The organism is Pseudomonas sp. lyk4-R2A-10, assembly GCF_030209075.1.
Taxonomy (GTDB): domain Bacteria; phylum Pseudomonadota; class Gammaproteobacteria; order Pseudomonadales; family Pseudomonadaceae; genus Aquipseudomonas; species Aquipseudomonas glycinae.
On the sequence record NZ_JARVSR010000016.1, the window covers coordinates 121,443 to 139,458 of the forward strand.

General features: G+C 61.9%; 17 protein-coding genes. 7 read left to right on the forward strand and 10 right to left on the reverse strand.

Annotation, left to right across the window (positions count from 1 at the left end):
- The first annotated feature begins 4 nt into the window (after positions 1-4).
- Together QRN46_RS26635 and QRN46_RS26640 are read left to right on the forward strand one after the other, a co-directional pair.
- Positions 5-676: a heavy metal response regulator transcription factor gene (locus QRN46_RS26635; RefSeq protein WP_011334751.1), complete on the forward strand. Its 672-nt coding sequence runs from the start codon at positions 5-7 to the stop codon at positions 674-676.
- Positions 673-2,088: a heavy metal sensor histidine kinase gene (locus tag QRN46_RS26640; RefSeq protein WP_011334752.1), complete on the forward strand. Its 1,416-nt coding sequence runs from the start codon at positions 673-675 to the stop codon at positions 2,086-2,088. The genes QRN46_RS26635 and QRN46_RS26640 overlap by 4 nt, the downstream gene beginning before the upstream one ends.
- Here QRN46_RS26640 and QRN46_RS26645 read toward each other — a convergent pair.
- On the reverse strand, positions 2,033-3,433 hold the full coding sequence (locus QRN46_RS26645; RefSeq protein ID WP_011334753.1) for an MFS transporter: 1,401 nt from the start codon (positions 3,431-3,433) through the stop codon (positions 2,033-2,035). The genes QRN46_RS26640 and QRN46_RS26645 overlap by 56 nt on opposite strands.
- A 103-nt stretch (positions 3,434-3,536) precedes the next feature.
- On the opposite strand from QRN46_RS26645, the gene QRN46_RS26650 reads away from it, so the two are divergent.
- Entirely contained in the window at positions 3,537-4,424 is an 888-nt protein-coding gene (locus QRN46_RS26650; RefSeq protein ID WP_011334754.1) for a LysR family transcriptional regulator, read from the forward strand.
- Here the strand turns inward: QRN46_RS26650 and QRN46_RS26655 are convergent.
- Positions 4,421-5,041 (reverse strand): cell wall hydrolase, encoded by a 621-nt coding sequence (locus tag QRN46_RS26655; RefSeq protein ID WP_041475326.1) that lies wholly within the window; start codon positions 5,039-5,041, stop codon positions 4,421-4,423. The genes QRN46_RS26650 and QRN46_RS26655 overlap by 4 nt on opposite strands.
- A 199-nt stretch (positions 5,042-5,240) precedes the next feature.
- Here QRN46_RS26655 and QRN46_RS26660 point away from each other — a divergent pair, with 199 nt between their 5' ends.
- A complete protein-coding gene (locus QRN46_RS26660) occupies positions 5,241-6,092 on the forward strand; it encodes a CAP domain-containing protein (protein ID WP_041475327.1) in 852 nt (283 codons plus the stop codon).
- A gap of 84 nt (positions 6,093-6,176) precedes the next feature.
- On the opposite strand, the gene QRN46_RS26665 is transcribed toward QRN46_RS26660, so the two are convergent.
- From QRN46_RS26665 to QRN46_RS26680, 4 genes are all read right to left on the reverse strand, one after another.
- Positions 6,177-6,329, reverse strand: a complete 153-nt coding sequence (locus tag QRN46_RS26665) for a DUF2474 domain-containing protein (RefSeq protein ID WP_074688757.1) — start codon at positions 6,327-6,329, stop codon at positions 6,177-6,179.
- Positions 6,316-7,332: a cytochrome d ubiquinol oxidase subunit II gene (gene cydB / locus QRN46_RS26670; protein WP_085654252.1), complete on the reverse strand. Its 1,017-nt coding sequence runs from the start codon at positions 7,330-7,332 to the stop codon at positions 6,316-6,318. Before cydB ends, QRN46_RS26665 begins: the two co-directional genes overlap by 14 nt.
- A 17-nt stretch (positions 7,333-7,349) precedes the next feature.
- The gene (locus QRN46_RS26675) at positions 7,350-8,765 is read right to left on the reverse strand and encodes a cytochrome ubiquinol oxidase subunit I (RefSeq protein ID WP_221614461.1); all 1,416 of its coding nucleotides are present in this window, start codon (positions 8,763-8,765) and stop codon (positions 7,350-7,352) included.
- A 109-nt stretch (positions 8,766-8,874) separates the two neighbouring features.
- Positions 8,875-11,199 (reverse strand): FdhF/YdeP family oxidoreductase, encoded by a 2,325-nt coding sequence (locus QRN46_RS26680; protein WP_201819134.1) that lies wholly within the window; start codon positions 11,197-11,199, stop codon positions 8,875-8,877.
- A gap of 357 nt (positions 11,200-11,556) precedes the next feature.
- Here QRN46_RS26680 and moaA point away from each other — a divergent pair, with 357 nt between their 5' ends.
- Both moaA and QRN46_RS26690 read left to right on the forward strand, forming a co-directional pair.
- A complete protein-coding gene (gene moaA, locus QRN46_RS26685) occupies positions 11,557-12,555 on the forward strand; it encodes a GTP 3',8-cyclase MoaA (RefSeq protein ID WP_011334760.1) in 999 nt (332 codons plus the stop codon).
- A gap of 29 nt (positions 12,556-12,584) precedes the next feature.
- On the forward strand, positions 12,585-13,484 hold the full coding sequence (locus QRN46_RS26690; protein WP_011334761.1) for a bestrophin family protein: 900 nt from the start codon (positions 12,585-12,587) through the stop codon (positions 13,482-13,484).
- Positions 13,485-13,517: 33 nt separating this feature from the next.
- Here the strand turns inward: QRN46_RS26690 and QRN46_RS26695 are convergent, their stop codons facing one another.
- From QRN46_RS26695 to QRN46_RS26705, 3 genes are all read right to left on the reverse strand, one after another.
- On the reverse strand, positions 13,518-14,804 hold the full coding sequence (locus tag QRN46_RS26695) for an ATP-binding protein (RefSeq protein ID WP_285358312.1): 1,287 nt from the start codon (positions 14,802-14,804) through the stop codon (positions 13,518-13,520).
- Positions 14,805-15,512, reverse strand: coding sequence for a response regulator (locus QRN46_RS26700; RefSeq protein WP_007958821.1), 708 nt, complete (start codon positions 15,510-15,512; stop codon positions 14,805-14,807).
- Positions 15,513-15,652: 140 nt separating this feature from the next.
- A complete protein-coding gene (locus QRN46_RS26705) occupies positions 15,653-16,261 on the reverse strand; it encodes a MiaE family protein (protein WP_011334764.1) in 609 nt (202 codons plus the stop codon).
- Between the two features lie 159 nt (positions 16,262-16,420).
- Between QRN46_RS26705 and uspL the strand changes: the two genes are divergently transcribed.
- Complete coding sequence (uspL, locus tag QRN46_RS26710; RefSeq protein ID WP_011334765.1) at positions 16,421-17,284, forward strand: universal stress protein UspL; 864 nt, start codon at positions 16,421-16,423, stop codon at positions 17,282-17,284.
- A 45-nt stretch (positions 17,285-17,329) separates the two neighbouring features.
- Here uspL and QRN46_RS26715 read toward each other — a convergent pair whose 3' ends face one another.
- The gene (locus QRN46_RS26715; protein ID WP_039767141.1) at positions 17,330-17,800 is read right to left on the reverse strand and encodes a DUF1289 domain-containing protein; all 471 of its coding nucleotides are present in this window, start codon (positions 17,798-17,800) and stop codon (positions 17,330-17,332) included.
- Between the last annotated feature and the right edge of the window lie 216 nt (positions 17,801-18,016).

Below are 18,016 nucleotides of genomic sequence, written 5' to 3' on the forward strand. Positions count from 1 at the left end.
AGCCATGAATATCCTTGTTGTCGAAGACGAACCCAAGGCCGGCAATTATTTGCTCAACGGCTTGCAGGAACTGGGCTACAGCGTGAGCCTGGCCCGGGACGGCGCCGACGGTCTGCACCTGGCGCTGGAGTTCGACTTCGACGTGATCGTGCTGGACGTGATGATGCCGAAAATGGATGGCTGGGAAGTCCTGCGCCGGCTGCGTAAGGAAACCGACACCCCGGTGCTGTTTCTCACCGCCCGCGATGACATCGCCGACCGGGTCAAGGGGCTTGAACTGGGCGCTGACGACTACCTGATCAAGCCGTTTTCCTTCGCCGAACTGGTGGCGCGCCTGCGCACCCTGACCCGGCGCGGGCCGATCCATGAAGAAGAGCAATTGCAGGTGGCCGATCTGCAGATCGATGTGCTCAAGCGTCGGGTCACCCGGGCCGGCAACCGGATCACCCTGACCAACAAGGAATTCGCCCTGCTGCAACTGTTTGCCGCCCACACCGGGCAAGTGCTGTCGCGTTCGCTGATCGCCTCGCGGGTGTGGGACATGAATTTCGACAGTGACACCAATGTGGTCGATGTCGCCGTGCGCCGCCTGCGGGCGAAGATCGACGATCCGTTCCCGCTCAAGCTGATCCACAGCGTGCGCGGCATCGGCTACCGCTTCGATACCCAACCATGAAAATCGCCGGCACGTATTCCCTGACCTTGCGTCTGGCGCTGGTCTTCGCCGTGCTCGCCTTTGCCGCGCTGGGAGGCCTGGGCGCGGCGCTGTACAACCAACTGGAAGCAGCTCTGATTCGCCGCGATGACATCCAGTTGGTCAGTCGCGTCGATCAGTTGCGCACCTTCCTCAACGACAGCAACACCCTGGAACTGATCAAGAACAAGCCGGCGCTGTTTCAGAACATGCTCGGCAACCGCGAAGCCTTGCTGACCATCGGCGCACCCGGCCAGCCGCCGTTGCTGGTGGTCAACCCCGGCAACCTCGCCACCCCGAACTTGCCCGCCGTACCGATCGATCATCCGATGGCCCTGAGCGATGTACAGCACTTGCCGAGCGTCGACGGTGTGCCGTTTTCGGCGGTGGCGGCGACCATCGACTCGGGCGATCTGGGCAACCTGCAGGTGCTCACCGGACGCCTGATGACCGAGCGCACGGCGATGCTCGCCAATTACCGGCTCAGCGTGTACGGCCTCGCGTCATTAGCCGCGATTGTGCTGGCGCTGGTCGGCTGTCTGCTGGTGTATCGCGGCCTGCTGCCGTTGCGGCGGATGGCCCGGCATGCCCACGGGATCGGCATCGCCAACCTTGGCGAACGCCTCGACCGCCAAGGCACGCCTCGTGAATTGCAGCCGATGATCGAAGCCTTCAACGCGATGCTGGACCGGCTCGATCGAGGGGTTGCGCAACTGAGCCAGGTCTCCACCGACATGGCCCACGAACTGCGCACGCCGATCAACAACCTGCTCGGGGAAACACAGGTCGCGTTGCAACAGAACCGCAGCGTCGACGCCTATCAGCAGTTGCTCGCCTCCAACGTGGAAGAACTCGAACGGCTGGCGCGGATGCTCGACAACATGCTGTTTCTCGCCCGCACCGACCCGGCCAGCGCGCTGAGCCAGCGGCAGGAGCTGGACGCCAGCGATGAGATGCAACGCATTGCCGATTACTTCGAAGGATTGGCGGCGGATGTCGGCGTCACCATCGAGGCCAGTGGCAGCGGCGTGATCTGGGCCGAGCCGATGCTGCTGCGGCGGGCCCTGGCCAACCTGTGCGCCAACGCGATCAAGTACGGCGCGGCGGATTCGACGTTGCAGGTCGAAGCCATCGCTGAAACGGACGGCAGCTATCTGCGGGTGCGCAACCAGGGCACGACCATTCCTGCCGAACACCTGTCGCGACTGTTCGAACGCTTCTACCGCGTCGATCCGTCACGCGAGCGCTCGGCCCAGTCCAACGGCTTGGGCCTGTCGATTGTCGCGACCATCATGCAGTTGCATCAGGGCCGTTACAGCGTCAGCAGCGCTGATGGCATCACCTGCTTTGAACTGTTCTTTCCGGCACGGGAGACGCGAGACGCAGGTGCGTGAAGGCGCCGAGCGCAGACGCCGCGAACATCAACGCCGTAGCCACACCGAAGGTCATGTGCAAGCCGCCTGCGATGACCGCGGCCGGCGCCTCAGTCGGATCGTCCGTCGCCAGTGCAAACACCGCGCCCATCGCCGCCGCCCCGGTGATCAAGCCCAGATTGCGCGACAGCCCGAGCATGGCCGAGACCACACCGCGCTGATCCTGAGCAACGCCGGACATCAACCCGCTGTTGTTGGCGGCCTGGAACAGCGCGTAACTCAAGGCCACCACCGTGATCGGCAGCACGTATGCAAGCACTCCGAAACTCACCGGAAACAGCGCCAAGAGACCACACCCGCAAGCCAGGCCGAACAACGCACCCGGCACCATCCGCCGCGCGCCGAAACGATCCACCAGCCGCCCGGCCGGCACGCCGCTGAATGCCGCCAGCAACGGCCCGATCGACAACGCCAGACCGACCTGAGTGCTGGAAAGACCCAAACCTCGACTCAGGTAAAACGGCCCGACCACCAGCGTGGTCATCATCACCGTCGTGACCAGCAAGGTCAGCGCCAGACTGCTGCTGATTCGCGTGTCGGTGAACAAAGAGAGGTGAATCAGCGGCGCCTTGCTCCGTTTCTCGACCAGGATGAACAACCCCACGCCCAACAGGCTGAGCAACAGCAACGTCGGGGTGAATCCATCAACCGTCATCGCCAGTGCATAGGCCGCCAGCGTCAGCATCAATACGGCGGTGCCGGGATAATCAAATGCAACACCCGAGCGCACGCTACGATCCTTCGGCAGATAGCGATACACCAGCCACGCATTGAGCAATCCCAACGGCACGTTGATCACAAAAACCGACTGCCAGCCGACATGCGCCATCAACAGCCCACCGAGCGACGGCCCGAGGGTGGTGCCGGTGGCCGACATCGTGGCCAGCAACCCCATCGCACTGCCGGCCCGGGATTTGGGCACCGCATCGGCCACCAGCGCCACCGTCAGCGCAAACATGATTGCCGCGCCAAGCCCTTGCACCGCCCGCGCACCGATCAGCCAGGCGAGGCTCGGCGCCAGTGCGCAGACCAGCGAAGCGGCGGTAAAAATGCCGATGCCGATCAACAACAAGCGCCGCCGACCGAAGCCGTCACCCAACCGCCCGACGCTGACAATCAAGGTAGTGACCGCCAGCAGGTAGGCCAGCACGATCCATTGCACCTGTTGAAACGTCGCATCGAACGCCGCCGCCAGCGTGGGCAATCCGGCGTTGGCGATGCTGGTATCGAGCGATGGCATGAGCATCGACAGCGCCAGACTGATCAGCGCCCAGCGGGCTGAAGGGCTCAGGGGTTCTCGGTGCATGGGGGGCTCACAGGGCAAAGGTCATGCGACATAGCCTGAGCCTCGACAATACAAGGCGCAAGACGCATGCTTTGCACTTGATACCTGCATGGAACGCCATGTCATGAATGCACCGGATCTGAACCTGTTGATCACCCTCGACGTGCTCCTGAGCGAAGGCAGCGTCGCCCGCGCCGCCGAACGCCTGCGTCTGAGCCCTTCCGCCATGAGCCGCGCATTGGCCCGGCTGCGGGAAACCACCGGCGATCCGCTGCTGGTGCGTGCCGGTCGTGGGCTGGTGCCGACCCCGCGTGCGCTGGAGCTGCGCGACCGGGTCAGTTATCTGGTGCAGGAAGCCGAAGCGGTTTTGCGCCCGGCAGAAGTGCTCGATCCCGGCCAGTTGCGGCGCACCTTCACCCTGCGCAACACCGACGGGTTCGTCGAAACCTTCGCCGCCGCCCTGCTCGCCCGCATCGCCGAAGAGGCCCCCGGCGTGCGCCTGCGCTTTGTGCAAAAGGCTGACAAGGACAGCACGCTGCTGCGCGTAGGCCGGGTGGATCTGGAAACCGGCGTGGTCGACGACAGCACCGACCCGACGCTGCACAGTCGCATCCTGTTCCGCGATCAGTGGATCGGAGTGGTGCGTGAAGGACATCCGCTGAGCAGCGGCAAGGTCAGCGCCAAACGCTTTGCTGCAGGCCAGCACATTCTGGTGTCACGGCGCGGGCGCAGCAGCGGACCGGTGGACGAGGCATTGCTCGCCTTCGGGCTGACGCGGGATATCGTCACCTCGTTCGGCGGATTTTCGGCGGCGCTGACGCTGGTCCGTGAATCGGACCTGATCGCCACCGTTCCGGAACGTCACACCAGCAAACTGCGCACGGGCCTGCACAGCTTCGCCCTGCCCTTGCGCATGCCGGATATCAGCGTGTCGATGCTTTGGCACCCGCGCATGGACGCCGACCCGGCGCATCGCTGGTTGCGCAATTGCGTGCGCGAAGTCTGCGCCTAACGCGCATCCCCGCCCGCGGGTTTGTAGAACAGGAATTTCCTGGTCTCGGCGGTTTTTCTGTATTCCTTGGCCCAGCTCGGATGTACGTTGCGGTCGTGGAAGTACAGCGCGCCGTGAGTGCGATCGGTGAGCTGACGGTTCAGCGCCTTGCCGGCGATTTCCTTGGCCAGCGCGTATTCGGCATCTTCCTTGACCTGATCCGGACGCCCGTCGCACCACCAGGAAAACTGGCAACTCTTGCTTTCCGAGCCCTGCTTGACCACCTCGCACACCGTGCCTGGAAAGCCGTCATGCCCGAGGCGATTCATCACTACACTGGCCACGCCTTCCATGTCGGCATTGTCCTTGCCCTTGGCTTCCCAATAGATACTGCGCGCCAGGCAGGTAATCGGATCGTCCAGCGGTGCGGCGCCTGCGGGGTCGACCGCCTGTGCTTCGGTCGGGGTGATGGCTTCGGATTTGGGTGCCGGAGGTGCGTCGGGTTTGTCGGCGGCCTTCTCTTCCAGAACCTCGGCTTTCGCCTCGGCCTTTTCCTTGATCGGCGCCTGATCGGTGGCCAGCGCAGCACCGCTCAGCAGGGTCAACGCAAGACAGCAAAGCAACCCGTTCAATCCCATGATCATTCTTCCGGCAGGGCCCGATGCGGGCGAAGTGTTACGTGGTTGAGACGCCCGGTTTCCGGGGTCTTCGCAGAGTGTAGACGGCAAATTGCACGGAATCGTTCGGCAGAAAAATCCGCGTTGTGAAGAAAAAGACATTGCACGAACCGGGGCCCTTTCGCGCATGATGTGCGCACTCAGCCCAAGGGAGATTTCCATGCGCTTCATGCCATCCGTTCTGCGACTCGCCGCGTTGTCCGTGGGCCTGGCGCTGGCCACTTCGGCCATGGCCACCGATGAGTCGCAATTGATCGAATCGATCAACAGCTACCGCAGCCAGCCGCAGCGTTGTGGCAGCCAGGCGTCCAGCGAATTGCCGCCGCTGTCGGCCGATCCGCGCCTGATTCTGCCGGCCAGCGGCGTGGTGGATTTGCAGCAGGCGATGTCCAGCGCTCGCTACCCGATGGTCAACGTGCAGGCGATCACCCTGAACGGGCCACGGGATGCGGCGTCGGCGATGAAGGCGATTCAGGAAAGCTTCTGTCAGGTGGTGCTGGATCCGCAGTTCGTCGATATCGGCGTCAGCCGCGCTGATCGTGACTGGCGCATCACCCTCGCCCGGCCACTGCTGTCCGCCCGCCTCGGCGACGGTCAGGCTGAAGGACAGAAACTCCTCGAACAACTCAACGCCGCCCGCACCCAGCCGCGCCAGTGCGGCGGTCAGGCATTCGCAGCGACTGCGCCGCTGGCGTGGAACGCGGTGCTCGGCGGCGTTGCCCAGGAGCACAGCCGCGAGATGGCCAACAACAATTATTTCGACCATAAGGACCGCAACGGCGGCACTCCCGGCGACCGCGCGGAACTGGCCGGTTATAGCGGTCAGCAGGTCGGCGAGAACATCGCCGCCGGGCAGGACACGGTGCAGAAAGTCGTTGCCGGCTGGCTCGCCAGCCCCGGTCATTGCGCCAACCTGATGAACCCGCAGTACCGCGAACTCGGCGCTGCTTACGCAGTCGATCCGAAGAGCAGTGCCGGTATTTACTGGACGGCGATGTTTGGCGGGGAATAGACCTCAAGGCAGTTCCTCCCCCCCAAAGGAGGAAGTACATCGCAGGCAATAAAAAACCGGAGCCAAGCTCCGGTTTTTTTATGGTCAGTGGGTTCTCATCCCCGCCGCATACATCGCCAGTTTCAACAGGCTCGCCACCACCGCCAACGACACCACGCTGCCGGACCAGATCAGCAACAGCCAGCCCAGGCGCTTGTACCAGCGACTTTTCACTTCACGCATTTCAATGGTAGCCATCGCCGATCCTCACTTTGCCGCGGAACACGTAGTAGCTCCAGAAGGTGTACATCAGGATCACCGGCAGGATGAACAGCGCACCGATCAAGGCGAACAGCTGGCTGGTGGCCGGTGAAGCTGCCGCCCACAGGCTGACCGATGGCGGGATGATGTTCGGCCAGATGCTCAGCGCCAGCCCGATGTAGCCGAGGAACATCAGCACCAGCGTGAACACGAACGGCCAGTGGGTGTGCCGCTGACGCAACGAACGCAACAGCCCGAACAGCGCCAGCACCGCCAACACCACCAGCCCGGCGAACACGATCAGATGCGCATGGTTGAACCAACGACTGGCCAGTTCCGGGTGCAGTTGCAACGTCCACGCGCCGATCACCACCACCATCGCCAACAACAGCCACGCCAGTGGACGGCTGTAGTGACGCATCCGCGATTCGAGCATTCCTTCGGTCTTGACCAGCAGCCAGGTACTGCCGAGCAAGGCGTAAGCAATCACCAGACCGACGCCGCAAACCAGCGGGAACGGCGCCAGCCAGTCGAGACCGCCACCGGCAAACTGCCGATCCACCACCGGAATCCCCGCCACATACGCGCCGATCACCACGCCCTGGGAGAACGTCGCCAGCAGCGAACCGCCAATGAACGCCCAGTCCCACAGATGACGTTTTTCAGCCGGCGCCTTGAAGCGAAACTCGAACGCCACCCCACGGAAAATCAGACCCGCCAGCATGAAGATCAACGGCAGATACAGCGCCTCGAGAATCACCCCGTAAGCCAGCGGAAACGCGCCGTACAACGCCGCGCCGCCGAGCACCAGCCAGGTTTCGTTGCCGTCCCAGACGGGTGCGACGGTGTTCATCATCACGTCGCGTTCCTGCTCGTCGCTGATCATCGGGAACAGGATCCCGAGGCCCAGATCGAAGCCGTCCATGATCACGTACATCATCACCCCGAAGGCAATGATCACGCCCCAGATCAACGAGAGATCGATACCTTGAATACCCATGACTCAACGCTCCTTTTTCAGTGGATCCGGGTCGCGGATTCGAGGTTGTCGGTAACCGCCGAAAGTGGCCGGCGCGGGGTCTGCACCTGAGTGCCTTCGGGCGGATGTTCGTGGTGCGGCTGCGGGCCCTTGCTCACCAGTTTCATCATGTAGCCGATGCCCACGGTGAACACCGAGCAGTAGATGACGACGAACAGCGCCAGCGACGTGCTCATCTGCGCCACCGAGTGATGGGACGCCGCGTCATGAGTGCGCATCAGGCCGTACACCACCCACGGCTGGCGCCCGACTTCAGTGGTGATCCAACCGGCCAGCAGCGCAATCAGTCCGCTCGGCCCCATCAGCAACACCAGCCGCTGGAAGCCGCGATGCCGGTAGACCTTGCCGTTGCGCCGCAGCGCCAGCCCCACCACACCGACGAGGATCATCAACATGCCCAGCCCGGCCATCACGCGGAAGCTCCAGAAAATCACGGTCGAATTCGGCCGGTCTTCTTTCGGGAAGCTCTTGAGCGCCGGGATCTGCTTGTCGAGGCTGTGGGTGAGGATCAGGCTGCCGAGGTACGGAATCTCGATCGCGTATTTGGTCTTCTCCGCCTGCATGTCCGGGATGCCGAACAGCACCAGCGGGGTCGGCCCGTTGTCGGCGTTTTCCCAGTGGCCCTCGATGGCGGCGATTTTCGCCGGTTGATGTTCCACGGTGTTCAAGCCATGGGCGTCACCCACCACCGCTTGAATCGGCGCGACGATAAGCGCCATCCACAGCGCCATGGAAAACATCTTGCGCACCGGTTTGCTGTCGTTGCCACGTAGCAAATGCCAGGCCGCCGAAGCGCCGACAAAGAACGCTGTGGCAACGAACGCGGCAATCGCCATGTGCGCCAGCCGGAACGGGAACGACGGGTTGAACACGATCGCCAGCCAGTCGACCGGCATTACCCGACCGTCGACGATTTCGAAACCCTGCGGGGTCTGCATCCAGCTGTTGGAGGCAAGAATCCAGAAAGTCGAGATCAGCGTGCCGATGGCGACCATCACCGTGGCGAAGAAGTGCAAGCCACGGCCGACGCGGTTCCAGCCGAACAGCATCACCCCGAGAAACCCGGCCTCGAGGAAGAACGCGGTCAGCACTTCATAGGTCAGCAACGGCCCGGTGACGCTGCCGGCAAAATCAGAGAACCCGCTCCAGTTGGTGCCGAACTGGTACGCCATGACCAGACCGGAGACCACGCCCATGCCGAAGTTGACGGCGAAGATCTTCGACCAGAAGTGGTAGAGATCGCGGTAAGTGTCGTTACGGGTTTTCAGCCACAGGCCTTCAAGCACCGCCAGGAAACTCGCGAGACCAATGGTGATCGCCGGGAAAATGATGTGGAACGAAACCGTGAACGCGAATTGAATTCGCGCCAGGTCCAGTGCCTCCAGGTTGAACATGATGATGTCCTCATCAAGGCTGAAAAGCGGCAGCACACGGCCGGGCCACCGCCAGGCGCGAACGCCTGCAGCCAGTCAAATTGCAGAAGGGTTGGATCGCGTGGGTCGGTCAGGCCACCGACGACGGGATCAGGTTGCTCGTCTGGGCCGCTTCGAGGCGGATCGCCACGAATTTCGAGGTCGGCGTGTAGGTGCGGTCACCGTAACTTTCCAGCGGCACCAGTGGATTGGTTTCCGGGTAATACGCGGCAGCCTGCCCGGCAGGAATGTCGTAGGCGATCAGGGTAAAACCGCTGACCCGACGTTCGCGCTCGTCGCCCCACAGCGCCACAAGATCGACCTTTTGCCCCGGTTCGAAACCGAGCCGGCGGATGTCCTGTTCGTTGGCGAACACCACGTCGCGCATGCCGTAGACCCCGCGATAACGGTCGTCGAGGCCGTACAGCGTGGTGTTGTACTGATCGTGGGAACGCATGGTTTGCAGGATCAGATGCGGTTTGACCGGCAGGTTGCGCACGCCTTCGCTGATCAGATGTTCCGGCAGCACACACGGGGTGAACTGGGCCTTGCCGGATTCGGTTTTCCAGACCCGGTCGGAAGCGTTGTTGCCGAGGTGGAAACCACCGGGGGTCAGCAGCTTCTCGTTGAAATTCTCGAAGCCCGGAATCACGTCGGCGATCAGGTTGCGGATACGCCCGTAGTCGCCCACCGCCCATTCCCAGTCGATCGGGTGTTTGCCCAACGTGGCGGCGGCAATCCCGGCAATAATCGCCGGCTCGGATTTCAGATGCGCCGACTTCGGTTTCAGTTGGCCGAACGACAAGTGCACCATGCTGAAGGTGTCTTCCACGGTCACGCCTTGCGGACCTTCGGCCTGTACGTCGATGTCGGTACGGCCCAGGCACGGCAGGATCAGCGCATCACGCCCGGTCACCAGATGGCTGCGGTTGAGTTTGGTCGAGATGTGCACGCTCAGGTCGAGTTTGCGCATCGCGGCGTGGGTGCGCGGGGTGTCCGGCGTGGCTTGGGCGAAGTTGCCGCCGAGCCCGATAAACACCTTGGCTTCGCCACGTTCCATGGCACCAATCGCCATGACCGTGTTGTGGCCGTGCATCCGCGGCACTTTGAAGTTGAAGCGTTTTTCCAGGGCGTCCATCAGCTCGGTCGGGGCCAGTTCGTTGATGCCCATGGTGCGGTCGCCCTGCACGTTACTGTGGCCGCGCACCGGCGACAGCCCGGCGCCCGGACGGCCGACGTTGCCGCGCAGCAGTTGCAGGTTGATGACCTCCTGCAGGGTCGGCACCGAGTGCACGTGCTGGGTCAGGCCCATGGCCCAGCACATGATCACGCTCTTGGCCCGGGCGTACATGCGCGCTGCCAGTTCGATGTCATGCAGCGGCACGCCGGACTGCTCGACGATGTGCTCCCAGCTCGTGGCATCGACTTCGGCCAGATAGCTGTCGAGACCCGAGGTGTGCTCGGCAATGAAGGCGTGATCGAACACCGGTTCGCCGCCGGTGGCCTGGGCTTCGCGCTCCCACTCCAGCAGGAACTTGGCCATGCCGCGAATCATCGCCATGTCACCGCCCAAGGCAGGACGGAAGTACGCGGTGTTGGTCGCTTCCCAGCCGTTGCTGAGCATCTCGATCGGGTTTTGCGGGTTCTGGAAACGCTCCAGTCCACGCTCTTTGAGCGGGTTGATGCACACCACTTGCGCGCCGCGCTTCACCGCTTCTCGCAGCGGTTCGAGCATGCGCGGGTGGTTGGTGCCGGGGTTCTGGCCGATGACGAAAATCGCATCGGCGTGGTGCAGGTCTTCATAGACCACCGTGCCTTTGCCGACGCCGAGGCTCTCGCCCATGCTCACCGCACTGGCTTCGTGGCACATGTTCGAGCAGTCCGGGAAGTTGTTGGTGCCGTAGGCGCGAACGAACAACTGGTAGAGAAACGCCGCTTCGTTGCTGGCGCGACCCGAGGTGTAGAACTCGGCCTCGTGGGGCGATTTCAAGCCTTTGAGGTGCTTGGCGATCAGCGCGAAGGCGTCGTCCCAGGTGGTTTCGACATAGCGGTCGACCCGCGCGTCGTAGCGCATCGGATGTGTGATCCGGCCTTGGTATTCGAGCCAGTAATCGCTTTGCTCGGCCAGGGTCGAGACTGTGTACTTGTTGAAGAACGCCGGATCGACCAGGCGGCCGGTGGCTTCCCAGTTCACCGCTTTGGCGCCGTTCTCGCAGAACTTCAGCATGCTCGCACCGGGCGCTTCACCCCAGGCACAACCTGGGCAGTCAAAGCCGCCGTTCTGGTTGGTCTTGAGCATGGCGCGGATGTTTTTCAGGGCGTTTTCACTGCCCAGCCAGTTCTTGGTGAGGCTGATGACAGCGCCCCAACCCGCAGCGGCGCCCTTGTAGGGTTTGTAACGGTCGACTTGTGACATGGGACTTCTCCATGACGATGCACACAGGCAAAAACCTGATCGGGTTTAAACAGCGACGACTGACTTTCAAGTTAAAAAAGCGGTCGTTTCGTTTGACGGGGCCAAGGATAGGAACCGCTGCAAAAACTTGTCTAATCGCTATTAATGACTGCGTTATCGAAAGCATCTATCACGGACTTAAACCCTTTAAATACGGGCACTTGCAAAACTAAGAAGGGAAAAACAGCAAATAATTATTTCATCATCGACAGCATCAATCGGCCGGTCATTAAGAGTGATTGGACTCTGTCTCAAGTTGCTCATAACCTGCGCCGACCCAATCCCTTCAATAGCGGATTTCACCCAAGCGAGGCTGTCATGTCAGAGCGCGTCTTGATCGATGGTTACAACCGCCGCGTCGACTACCTGCGCATGTCGGTCACCGACCGCTGCGACTTTCGCTGCGTGTATTGCATGGCCGAAGACATGCAGTTTCTGCCGCGCCAACGGGTGCTGACGCTGGAGGAAATCTATCAACTGGCGCAGAGCTTCGTTGCGCTCGGCACCCGCAAGATTCGCCTGACCGGCGGCGAGCCGCTGATTCGTCCCGGCGTCGTCGGCTTGTGCAAGCAGATCGCCGCCCTGCCCGGCCTGCGCGAACTGTGCCTGACCACCAACGGCTCGCAGCTCGGCAAACTGGCCAGCCCGCTGTTCGACGCCGGGGTCAAACGCCTCAACGTCAGCCTCGACAGTCTTGATGCCGAGCGTTTCAAGCAGATGACCCGCACCGGTGATCTGGCCCAGGTGATCGATGGCATCGACGCCGCGCGCGCCGCCGGATTTACCCGCACTAAACTCAACTGCGTGGTGATGCAGGGCCGCAACGATCACGAGATCAACGATCTGGTGCAGTTCGCCATCGAACGGGATCTGGACATTTCCTTCATCGAGGAAATGCCGCTGGGGATCATCAGCGAACACAGCCGCGCCGAGTCGTTCTTCTCCAGTACCCAAGTGCGCGAACGGATCGCCGAGCGCTACACCCTGATCGACTCCGCCGAGTCGACCCATGGCCCGTCGCGCTACTGGCGGCTCGCCGAAGCGCCGCACATTCGGCTGGGATTCATCTCGCCCCACAGCCACAACTTCTGCGGCACCTGCAACCGGGTGCGGCTGACCGTCGAGGGGCGTTTGCTACTGTGTCTGGGGAACGAGCATTCGGTGGATCTGAAAGCGGTGCTGCGGGCCCACCCGGGTCAACCGGAGCGGCTTGAGAAAGCCATCATCGAAGCGATGAAACTCAAGCCTTACCGGCACAACTTTGAAGTGAACGACGACGTGCAAGTGGTGCGTTTCATGAACATGACCGGCGGCTGATCCGCCACGTTTGCAAGGCAGAGAGCCGCATGATCATCCGACCCAAGGTCAATCAATTCGCCATTCTCTTCACCCTCAAGGGCTCGATTGCCAAGCGCATCGCCCTGCGCACCCTGATGGTCACACTGCTGGCGTCGGCCATCGTGCTGGTGGAAATGCTCCACCCGAGCAACTTCACCAAGGTCAACGCCACGCCGTTCACGCTGCTCGGCCTGTCGCTGTCGATCTTCATGAATTTTCGCAACAACGCCTGCTACGACCGCTGGTACGAAGCGCGCAAGGCTTGGGGCGATGTGATCGTGCATGTGCGCTCGGTGATTCGCGAGACCCATGTGATCCGCGAATCGGCCCAGCGTCGGTTATTGCTGCTTAACCTTTGTGGTTTCGCCCACGCGCTGAATGCGCGACTGCGCCGGGAAGACGAAGCCGCCGCCAGCGCTCAATGGATCACCCCGCAACACGATGCGCAGGTGCCGGATTACAGCGGGCGAATCCTGCAGACGGTGGGTCAGCAATGCTCCGATCTGCATGAGGCGGGCGATCTCAGTGAATGGCGCTACATGCTGCTGGCCAATCACCTGACCAGCCTGACCCAGGCGCAGGCGGTGTGCGAGCGGATCAAGAACACGCCGCTGCCCTTCCCCTATACCTTGCTGCTGCATCGCACGATTTACCTGTTCTGCATCCTGCTGCCGTTCGCCATGGCCGAACCGCTGGGGTGGCTGACGCCGCTGTTCACGGCGATTGTCAGCTACACCTTCTTCGGCCTGGATGCGATTGCCGATGAACTGGAAGACCCGTTCGGCCGGGATGAAAACGATTTGCCGACCGATGCGCTGGTGCGGGGTATCGAGCGGGATATTCTCTCGGAGCTGGGGACTGAACCGTTGCCGCCAGCGCTGAAACCGGTGGACTACGTCCTCAGTTAATCGACTGCCTTCCCTTCCGGGGAGGGAGACTCATCAATCCAGATGCGCCCAGGTCATGCGGAACGAAGCGCCGCCCCACGGCGAGTCGCCGACCTCGACCTGCCCGCCATGGGATTGCGACACCCGCCGCACCAGCGCCAGGCCGAGGCCGAAGCCGCCCGTGCGGCGGTCACGGCTGGCGTCCAGACGCGAGAACGGTTCGAAGATTTTCTCCCGCCCTGCCAGCGGCACACCCGGCCCGTCGTCGTTGACCTGCACTTCGTATTGATCGCCAACGCGCACCAGCGACACCTCGACCCGCTGCTCGGCATACCGGATGGCATTGCGCAGCAGATTGATCACCGCACGCGCCATGAAACGCGGTTCGATCCGCACTTCGTCGACCCGGCAATCTACGATCAACAGCTGCACCCCGGCCGCCTCGGCTTCCAGCGCCACGCTGCCGACCACGCTGTCGAGCCAGTTGGCAGCCTGAATGTTTTCGCGGGTGATCACCGTCGCGCCGCGCTCGAGGCTGGCGTAGGTCAGCAGTTCGGAGACCATTTCTTCCAGCTCGCCGAGGTCGGCGTACATGTCGGCGATCAGTTCGCGGTTCTGGCTGGCGTCCGGTTGCTGCTTGAGCTGATCGAGCTCGAACGACAACCGGGCAATCGGCGTGCGCAGTTCGTGGGAGACCGCGTTGGTCAGTTCGCGCTGATTGGCGATCAGGCCTTCGATGCGCGCCGCCATCAGGTTGAAGTGGCCGGCCAGGTCGCGGATGTTCGAGCGTTTGGACAGCTGGATCCGCACCGAAAGATCGTTGTCGCCGAAGCGCTCGGCGGCCAGGCGCAGCTTTTCCAGATCGCGCCAGTGCGGGCGAACCCAGAAGTACAGGACGATGCCGAGCAGCACGGCCAGCATCAGGTAGGCCCCGGCAATGTAGAACGGCATCAGGCTCGGCTCGGGAGGCAGCTTGATGCTGAGCAACTGCGAACCACCGTCGATGTTGCTGATGAACTGGGTGTAGTCATCGCGGATCACCAGCAGATCCTGGGCCAGTTCGGCTTTCTCCTGATCGTTGAGGTTCAGTTGGTCAGCCTCGACCAGGCTCAGCGTCAGCCCGTAGTGCGGCCGTAACGCCTCCAGTTGCGCCTCGCGCGCTGAGCCCTGCTGGTCGCGCATGTGTTCGATCAGCGACCACGCCTGTCCGCGTACCGCCTCACGGTTGTAGGCCTGCATCTGATTGTCGAGCAACGCGTTGAAGGTGTGTTCGACGGTTTGCAGCGCCGCCACCAGCCCGACCGTCATCACCAGAAACAGCCCGAGAAATAACCGCAGCATCTACAACTCCCACGCGAACGGATTGAACAGGTACCCCTTGCCCCACACGGTCTTGATGCACACCGGTTCGCGAGGGTTGTCCTTGAGTTTGTTGCGCAACTTGCTGATGTACACGTCGACGCTGCGATTGAGGCCATCGAACGCGATGCCGCGCATGCGGTTGAGGATGTCATCGCGCGACAGGATCTTGCCGGCAGCGCTGGCCAGCAGCCACAGCAGCTCGAATTCCATGGTGGTCAGCTCGATCAGCTCGCCCGCCAGACGCACTTCGCGGCAACTGCGATCAATGATCAGGTTGCCGAACTCCAGCGAACTCACTACGCCGCTTTCCGGGACTTGCCGGCGCTGCAGGGCACGCAGGCGCGCGAGCAGGACGGGCGGCTTGATCGGTTTGATCACGTAGTCGTCGGCCCCGGACTCCAGGCCCAGAATATGGTCGAGGTCGTCTTCCTTGGCCGTCAGGATGACAATCGGCGTGTCCGACACGCTGCGGATTTCCCGGCACACGTGCAGGCCGCTCTGCCCCGGCAGCATCAGGTCGAGCACCACCACCTTGGGCTTGAATTCGAGAAACGCGGCCACGGCCAGATCGCCGCGATGCACCGTGCGCACCTCGTAGCCGTGTTGTTCGAGAAAGTGGGCGATCAGCGCGGCCAGCCGCTCATCGTCTTCCACCAGCAGGACTCTGCCAAAACCCAGGTTATCCATAACAACCGCCGCCAACCGCTTTGTGAAGTGGGCGACATTATGCGGGCATTCAATGGCGAGACGTTTATCGCAGGCAGCAAAAACCGGCCTCCGGGGCCGGTTTTCGTTGAAGTTTCATACTCTTAAGAGTTTTTAACAATTCATGCCGCGACGGGTACACCGCTGTGGAAACGGAATTCCTCGTCCGGCGACTCGATCAGGTCCTGCTCGGCGGCGCGGACTCTTTCGATTACTTGCGCGATGTCCTTGGCGTCACCGTATTGGTAGGCCAGTTTCAGGTAACCCTGGAAATGCCGGGCCTCGCTTTTCAGCAGGCCGAAGTAGAACTTGCCGAGTTCTTCGTCCAGATGCGGCACCAGCGCTTCGAACCGCTCACAACTGCGCGCTTCGATGAAGGCGCCGACCACAAGAGTGTCGACCAGTTTCACCGGCTCGTGACTGCGCACCACTTTGCGCAGACTCGAGGCATAACGGCCGGCGTGCAGCTGGCGCAGTTCGATCTTGCGCCGCTTCATGATGCGCATCACCTGTTCGTGGTGCACCAGTTCTTCCCGGGCCAGACGCGACATCATGTTGATCAGATCGACGTGGGAATGGTACTTGGCGATCAGGCTCAACGCGGTGCTGGCGGCCTTGAACTCGCAGTTCTTGTGGTCGATCAGCAGGGTTTCCTGATCGGCCAGCGCGGCCTGAACCCAGGCGTCAGGCGTGCGGCAACCAAGGAATTCGTGGATTTCGGGAAGGATCATGGGGCTCACGGTCAAAAGGTGTTCGAGCGAAGGGCGCCGATTATACCGGCCTGCCCGCAGACCACCAGCCGCGCGCGTTGATATGCATCAAGTCGCAGACGGATGCGCAGCAACTATAGTTGTGCAACGCCGTGCCTTTTCATTGCTGGAGACTCACTCATGCAAGCCATTCGCAGCATTCTGGTGGTCATCGAACCCGAACACGCGGAAAGCCTGGCGCTCAAGCGCGCCAAACTGATCGCCGGGGTGACCCAGGCCCATCTGCACCTGCTGGTCTGCGACAAGAAGCACGATCACGCCGGCATGCTCAGCGTGCTCAAGGCCGCGCTTTTGGCGGACGGCTACAGCGTCACCACCGAACAGGCGTGGAACGAGAGCCTGCACGAAACCATCATCGATGTGCAGCAGGCTGAAGGCTGCGGGCTGGTGATCAAGCAGCACTTCCCCGACAGCCCGTTGAAAAAGGCCCTGCTGACCCCGGCGGACTGGAAACTGCTGCGCCACTGCCCTACTCCGGTGCTGCTGGTGAAGACCGCCGGTTCGTGGAAGGACAAGGTGATTCTGGCGGCCGTCGACGTGGGCAATGCCGATGGCGAACATCGTCATCTGCACACCACGATCATCGACCATGGATTCGACATTGCCAGCCTGGCCAAAGGGCATCTTCACGTGATTACCGCTCATCCGTCGCCGATGCTGTCGGCGGCCGACCCGACCTTCCAGCTCAAGGAAACCATAGAGGCACGCTATCGCGAGCAATGCCGGGCGTTTCAGGCTGAGTTCGACATCGATGACGAGCATTTGCATGTCGAGGAAGGTCCGGCGGACGTGTTGATTCCGTTCATGGCGCACAAGCTGCAGGCGGCGGTGACCGTGATTGGCACCGTGGCGCGCAGTGGCGTATCCGGTGCCTTGATCGGCAACACGGCCGAACAGGTGCTGGATCAGCTGGAGAGTGATGTGCTGGTGCTCAAACCCCAGGAGGTTGAAGACCATTTGGTGGAGTTGGCGGTGAAACATTAAGCATTGTTGTCATCCTGTGGCGAGCACGTTCGCCACAGGTAATGCTCAGTCGCCCAGCGCATCCTTCAGAAATCCGGGTGCGATGTAGCGCTGATAGTGCGCTTCCGACAGCAGGAAAAATTCCCGATCAATGGCATCGCGCAGTTCCGGCAGGTTCCAGTCGCGAAACTCCGGCAGCAATACCATTCCGTAGGCTTCCAGATTAATGATCACCCGCGCGCCCCGGGCGATCAGCTGATACGCCCAGCAATATTCCGACTGATGCGGGACGAAGCGGATCTTGCGCTGTTCCAGTTGCAGACGCAGGCGCGCCGGGTCGAAGACCTCGACCTTGCTCGCCATCACTTGTGACAGCAATTGCTCAAGACGCAGCCAAACCGCACGCTTTTCTTCCTCGTTGTAACCGTTCCAATGGATCACTTCGTGGTGGAAACGCTTGCAGCCACGGCACACCAGATCACCGTAAACGGTGGAGCAGAGGCCGACGCAGGGGGTCTTGATGGTCTGATTGGGCATAAATGGGCAGAACACTTGAAACGCGGAACAGGTCGGCATGTTAGCCCTTTGTCCGCCATTCATCACCCCTCAAACGTCAGGGGCAAGCGCTGGATCAAGGTTTGCCCGAGCCGCGCACAACGCAACCAAAGTCCAATAGAGCGCGACTTACCTTTAAATTTTTTTTGCCGTAGAATCAGCCAGCCTTTTTAGGCGCCAATGTCCGTTAGAAGCTGT

What these genes read in the sequence shown, in the direction of transcription:
- QRN46_RS26680 (WP_201819134.1), bottom strand. Translation starts at nt 11,199, where the DNA reads ATGTCACAAGTCGACCGTTACAAACCCTACAAGGGCGCCGCTGCGGGT.
- QRN46_RS26655 (WP_041475326.1), bottom strand. Translation starts at nt 5,041, where the DNA reads ATGGGATTGAACGGGTTGCTTTGCTGTCTTGCGTTGACCCTGCTGAGC.
- QRN46_RS26635 (WP_011334751.1), top strand. Translation starts at nt 5, where the DNA reads ATGAATATCCTTGTTGTCGAAGACGAACCCAAGGCCGGCAATTATTTG.
- QRN46_RS26700 (WP_007958821.1), bottom strand. Translation starts at nt 15,512, where the DNA reads ATGGATAACCTGGGTTTTGGCAGAGTCCTGCTGGTGGAAGACGATGAG.
- QRN46_RS26715 (WP_039767141.1), bottom strand. Translation starts at nt 17,800, where the DNA reads ATGCCCAATCAGACCATCAAGACCCCCTGCGTCGGCCTCTGCTCCACC.
- QRN46_RS26640 (WP_011334752.1), top strand. Translation starts at nt 673, where the DNA reads ATGAAAATCGCCGGCACGTATTCCCTGACCTTGCGTCTGGCGCTGGTC.
- QRN46_RS26690 (WP_011334761.1), top strand. Translation starts at nt 12,585, where the DNA reads ATGATCATCCGACCCAAGGTCAATCAATTCGCCATTCTCTTCACCCTC.
- QRN46_RS26660 (WP_041475327.1), top strand. Translation starts at nt 5,241, where the DNA reads ATGCGCTTCATGCCATCCGTTCTGCGACTCGCCGCGTTGTCCGTGGGC.
- QRN46_RS26695 (WP_285358312.1), bottom strand. Translation starts at nt 14,804, where the DNA reads ATGCTGCGGTTATTTCTCGGGCTGTTTCTGGTGATGACGGTCGGGCTG.
- QRN46_RS26645 (WP_011334753.1), bottom strand. Translation starts at nt 3,433, where the DNA reads ATGCACCGAGAACCCCTGAGCCCTTCAGCCCGCTGGGCGCTGATCAGT.
- moaA (WP_011334760.1), top strand. Translation starts at nt 11,557, where the DNA reads ATGTCAGAGCGCGTCTTGATCGATGGTTACAACCGCCGCGTCGACTAC.
- QRN46_RS26665 (WP_074688757.1), bottom strand. Translation starts at nt 6,329, where the DNA reads ATGGCTACCATTGAAATGCGTGAAGTGAAAAGTCGCTGGTACAAGCGC.
- cydB (WP_085654252.1), bottom strand. Translation starts at nt 7,332, where the DNA reads ATGGGTATTCAAGGTATCGATCTCTCGTTGATCTGGGGCGTGATCATT.
- uspL (WP_011334765.1), top strand. Translation starts at nt 16,421, where the DNA reads ATGCAAGCCATTCGCAGCATTCTGGTGGTCATCGAACCCGAACACGCG.
- QRN46_RS26705 (WP_011334764.1), bottom strand. Translation starts at nt 16,261, where the DNA reads ATGATCCTTCCCGAAATCCACGAATTCCTTGGTTGCCGCACGCCTGAC.
- QRN46_RS26650 (WP_011334754.1), top strand. Translation starts at nt 3,537, where the DNA reads ATGAATGCACCGGATCTGAACCTGTTGATCACCCTCGACGTGCTCCTG.
- QRN46_RS26675 (WP_221614461.1), bottom strand. Translation starts at nt 8,765, where the DNA reads ATGTTCAACCTGGAGGCACTGGACCTGGCGCGAATTCAATTCGCGTTC.